This window comes from Microcystis sp. M079S1, from assembly GCF_020246425.1.
GTDB classification, from domain to species: Bacteria; Cyanobacteriota; Cyanobacteriia; order Cyanobacteriales; family Microcystaceae; genus Microcystis; species Microcystis aeruginosa.
On the sequence record NZ_JADBSZ010000362.1, the window covers coordinates 1 to 4,579 of the forward strand.

3 protein-coding genes and 1 pseudogene are annotated in these 4,579 nt (G+C 45.4%); 2 read left to right on the forward strand and 2 right to left on the reverse strand.

Annotated elements, in window-relative coordinates; translation table 11 throughout:
• Positions 1–152 (forward strand): annotated as a pseudogene (locus tag IM456_RS23635) (RNA-guided endonuclease TnpB family protein); the annotation flags it as partial.
• Positions 153–511: 359 nt separating this feature from the next.
• On the opposite strand, the gene IM456_RS23145 reads toward IM456_RS23635, so the two are convergent.
• A complete protein-coding gene (locus tag IM456_RS23145; RefSeq protein ID WP_002759867.1) occupies positions 512–652 on the reverse strand; it encodes a hypothetical protein in 141 nt (46 codons plus the stop codon).
• A gap of 418 nt (positions 653–1,070) precedes the next feature.
• Between IM456_RS23145 and pckA the strand changes: the two genes are divergently transcribed.
• Entirely contained in the window at positions 1,071–2,750 is a 1,680-nt protein-coding gene (gene pckA, locus IM456_RS23150; protein ID WP_287692543.1) for a phosphoenolpyruvate carboxykinase (ATP), read from the forward strand.
• Positions 2,751–3,088: 338 nt separating this feature from the next.
• On the opposite strand, the gene IM456_RS23155 is transcribed toward pckA, so the two are convergent.
• Positions 3,089–4,312: a BaiN/RdsA family NAD(P)/FAD-dependent oxidoreductase gene (locus IM456_RS23155; protein ID WP_287692545.1), complete on the reverse strand. Its 1,224-nt coding sequence runs from the start codon at positions 4,310–4,312 to the stop codon at positions 3,089–3,091.
• Between the last annotated feature and the right edge of the window lie 267 nt (positions 4,313–4,579).

Below are 4,579 nucleotides of genomic sequence, written 5' to 3' on the forward strand. Positions count from 1 at the left end.
CACCATGACCGAGATATTAACGCCAGTAAAAACATTTTGGCCGCAGGGCTTGCGGTGTCAGTCTGTAGAGCGACCATAAGACCAGAACAGAGTAAATCTGTTAAGGCAGGTGCGAAAAACCTTCGGGACAGAAGCAGAAACCCAAATCGTGAGGTTTGGGAATCACCGTCCGTTTACGGCGGTGAGGATGTCAATATTAGTTGTTTTTTTTCGAGATCGAGCTAGACTTAATTAACCTTTTAAGTAGTTGGACAAAAGTAAAGTTAACTGTGGGGTAAGGAGTCAGGAGTCAGGAGTCAGGAGTCAGTAAGAATTGCGGCAATTTACATTTCTTAAGATAGACAACAGAATTTATGTCCGACTACTTACACAATCAATTCTAGAGCTTGCCAACGGCTAATAGAGTTAATTTTGGCCGCTAACTGGTCCCTGTGTCAATCGACTTTTTTTATTAGCGGCAAAACCGATTTAACCACGTTTAGGAGCCTTGGCATCATCTCCGGACGACCAGCTATTGTTCTGACGTTGCCCAAAACCAGAGACTTCCTACCCCACCATGAAGATAGGCTAAGACGCATTTTAACCGCCTATCCTTGAGATTGGCTAAATCTACCCAAATCCCTTTACTGTTGCCTGTTGCCTGTTGCCTCATCTCAACAAGCAATTTAAATTCGCGGGCAGCTTAACTGCTAGATTAGCTGACCAATTTTGTTTAGCTGTTAATTTTTGTAAAAAAAACATCGTCTGTATCCTATTGTACAGCTAGACTAAAAATATCTAGAAAAAGCAGTTAGATCGGCAAGAGGGAAAAGGTAAAAACCCTGACTGGGAGATGACGGGTAAATAGGCAAATAATCCTGAATTACCGCTCTAAGATTGGCTTTACCGACAGCAAAAGACCAGATTAATCAGGCAAATATCGTCAAATAAACTAATCAATATAGCTTCTTAGGTGTCTGGGAGTGAAAAAAGACAGAGAACGGAGTTTTTCTAGTTTCTATAACTGCACTAATCAGAGACCTGGAACTTAGCTCTAAACCGACAACTAAATTATCAGGAGAATTGGGGTTATGCCGACTCTACACACGCTGACCAATGATAGTATCTCTTGTCCCTTGCCCGATCGCATGGAGAATGTCAATTTCTACTACGAATTAGAAAATCAAATTCATCCCACCTACGGCCTCGAAAACCTAGGCATGAAAAATCTCGGTCGCGTTTATCGCAATCTTTCCGTACCGCAATTAGTCGAACAGGCGATCGAACGTCATGAGGGCGTTTTAGCCGATAATGGGGCTTTAGTGGTGGAAACGGGTAAATATACCGGTCGTTCCCCCAAAGATAAATTCATTGTCAAAGAAGCCAATAGCGAAAAGGAAATCGACTGGAATCAGCATAATGCCCCGATTAGCGAGGAAAAATTCCAGCAGTTATACCGAAAAGTCCTCGCCTATGTACAGGGAAAAGACCTATATATCTTCGATGGTTACGTCGGGTCCGATCCTAATTGTCGCTTTGGCGTGCGCGTTGTCACCGAAATCGCCTATCATAATCTTTTTGCCCATCAGTTATTCCTCCGGCCCAGTGCGATCGAACTAGCTGCCCATCAAACTGATTTTACCGTGATTGCCCTGCCGGGGTTACAGGGAGATCCCGAAGATGACGACCTGAACAGCGAAGCCTTTATCGTCCTCAACCTGGCCAAAAAAATCGTTCTCATCGGTGGCACTCGCTACGCTGGCGAAATCAAAAAATCCGTCTTCTCGATGATGAACTACCTGATGACCAAACAAGGGGTTTTACCGATGCACGGTGCCGCTAACATGGATAAACACGGTCATACAGCCCTCTTTTTCGGTCTCTCCGGTACGGGTAAAACCACCCTTTCCGCCGATCCTAAACGCAGCCTCATCGGTGACGATGAACACGGTTGGTCAGAAGACGGCATTTTTAACTTTGAAGGCGGTTGTTACGCTAAAACCATCCGTTTAAGTGCCGAATACGAACCGCAAATCTGGGCGGCGATTCGGTTTGGCACTATTCTCGAAAACGTGATCCTTTCCCCCGATAATCGCCTTCCCGACTACGATGATGGACGTTTGACCGAAAACACCCGCGCCGCCTATCCCCTGCGTTATATCCCTAATTGTGCCGTATCTGGCATGGGAACCCACCCGAAAACTATTATCTTCTTAACTGCCGATGCTTTTGGGGTACTGCCACCAATCGCCAAATTAACCACGAACCAGGCGATGTATCATTTCCTCTCCGGTTATACTAGCAAATTAGCGGGAACGGAACGGGGAATCACCGCCCCACAGGTGACTTTTTCCAGTTGTTTCGGTCAATGTTTCTTCCCTCTGTCACCCCTCGTCTATGCCCAAATGTTAGGGGAACGTTTAGAACAACACCCCGAAACCTCCGTTTATCTGATTAATACTGGTTGGTCCGGCGGTCCCTACGGAGTCGGCGATCGCATTTCGATCAAACACACCCGCGCTATGGTTTCCGCCGCTTTAAATGGCGATTTAGAGGAAGTAGTTTTCCATCCTCATCCCATCTTTCAAGTTCTCGTCCCCGAAATTGTCCCCGGAGTTCCCAAAAAAATCCTCGACCCGCGACAAGCATGGCAAGATGGCGAATCCTACGACCTACAGGCGCGAGAATTAGCCCATCGTTTCGTGGAAAATTTCCGTCAATTTACCACGGCCTCCCAAGAAATCATTGCAGCCGGTCCAATTTGGGAATAACAGCATCAAGGAATCGGTTTTAACGAAGGCAGTATTCAGGAGTCAGGAGTCAGTATTCAGTATTCAGGAGTCAGGAGTCAGTATTCAGTTATCAGCTTCTGAAGGCAAGAGGCAACAGGCAAGAGGCAAAAGACAGAATCTGACAATTCTCCTACCTAAAAAGAAGGTTAGAAACTAAGCACATCAAAGCTTTTAGCTTAACCAATTAGGTCTTAGATTCGGCCCTTGTTGTCAGATGTGAGTTTTCAGTTCACTGTTTACTGTTTACTGAAAAAAGGCTCCCCACTTCCCCACTTCCCCACTTCCCCACTTCCCCACTTCCCCCTCTCCGGTGCTTCCTACACCCTTCTATTGCCCATAGCTTGTCCGGCGAGATAACCAGTGGTCCAAGCGCTTTGAAAATTAAATCCCCCCGTGACTGCATCGATATCTAGTACCTCCCCGGCAAAATATAACCCCGGACAGATTTTACTTTCCATAGTTTTAAAATCCACTTCCTGAAGATTCACTCCCCCAGAGGTGACAAATTCCTCCTTAAACACCCCTTTTCCTTTGATTTGATATTCCCCTTGCTGTAATTCAATCATTAATCGATTGAGAGTATTTTTAGATAATTCGGCCCAGGGAGTTTCCGAGTTAACAGTCAAGTAACTTAATAAACTCTGCCAAAGACGCTTGGGTAACTGTTCAAAGGGACAATAATTAAAAAGTTTTCTTTTGGGATATTCACTTTTAGTTTGTAAGATAATTTCTCGCAATTTTTCAGGATGATAATCCCCCAACCAATTAATGATTAAAGGCATTCGGTAATGATGCTCGTGAAGTAACCGCGCCCCCCAAGCAGAAAGTTTTAAAATAGCCGGTCCACTGACTCCCCAATGGGTAATTAACAAGGGTCCGATTTGTTCTAATTTGCTTCCCCCAAGACGAACTCGCACTTTATCCACAGCAACCCCTAACAAATCTTTCAGACGAGGATCGGCAATTTGAAAGGTAAATAAAGAAGGGACAGGAGAGACTAGAGAATGACCTAAATCTTGAGCGGTGCGATAACCAAAAGGACTACTTCCCGTAGCAATTAAAAGCTTATCTGCCCTAATTTGCTCCTCTCTTTTTAATTCAATTAAAAAACTTTCTTCCTGTTTTTTTACCGATTTAACTGGGGAATTTAGCCTTAAATGAACCCCAGCAAAAGTCGCACTTTCCCGCAGACAATTAACAATAGTTTCAGAATTATCGGTGCTGGGAAACATTCGTCCATCCGCTTCTGTTTTGAGTTTTACCCCCCGCAATTCAAACCATTTAATAGTATCTTGGGGTTGAAACCGACTAAAAGCTCCCCGTAGTGCTTTGCCACCGCGAGGATAATAATTAACCAATTGGGAAACATCAAAACAATGATGGGTGACATTACAGCGTCCCCCTCCCGAAATCCGCACTTTCGCAAGAGGTTCTTTTGCCGCTTCTAGGATAGTAACGCCAGCTTTTGGGTTAGATTCTGCCGCTTTAATTGCGCCAAAAAATCCCGCTGCCCCGCCACCAATTACGACTATTTGAGTCATATAAGTAAGTGGTTATAATTAAATTGAAGATAGATTTTGTCTTTGATCCCCCCTGCCCCCCTTGATAAGGGGGGTGCCGATAGGCGGGGGGATATCCCTTGATAAGGGGGGTGCTGATCCCCCCTTAATCCCCCCTTGATAAGGGGGGTGTCGATCCCCCCTTAATCCCCCCTTGATAAGGGGGGTGTCGATCCCCCCTTAATCCCCCCTTGATAAGGGGGGTGTCGATCCCCCCTTCATCCCCCCTTGATAAGGGGGGTGTCGATC

Coding starts and splice junctions, on each gene's coding strand:
- IM456_RS23145 (WP_002759867.1), bottom strand. CDS start 652: ATGAGGCAACAGGCAACAGGCAACAGTAAAGGGATTTGGGTAGATTTA.
- IM456_RS23155 (WP_287692545.1), bottom strand. CDS start 4,312: ATGACTCAAATAGTCGTAATTGGTGGCGGGGCAGCGGGATTTTTTGGC.
- pckA (WP_287692543.1), top strand. CDS start 1,071: ATGCCGACTCTACACACGCTGACCAATGATAGTATCTCTTGTCCCTTG.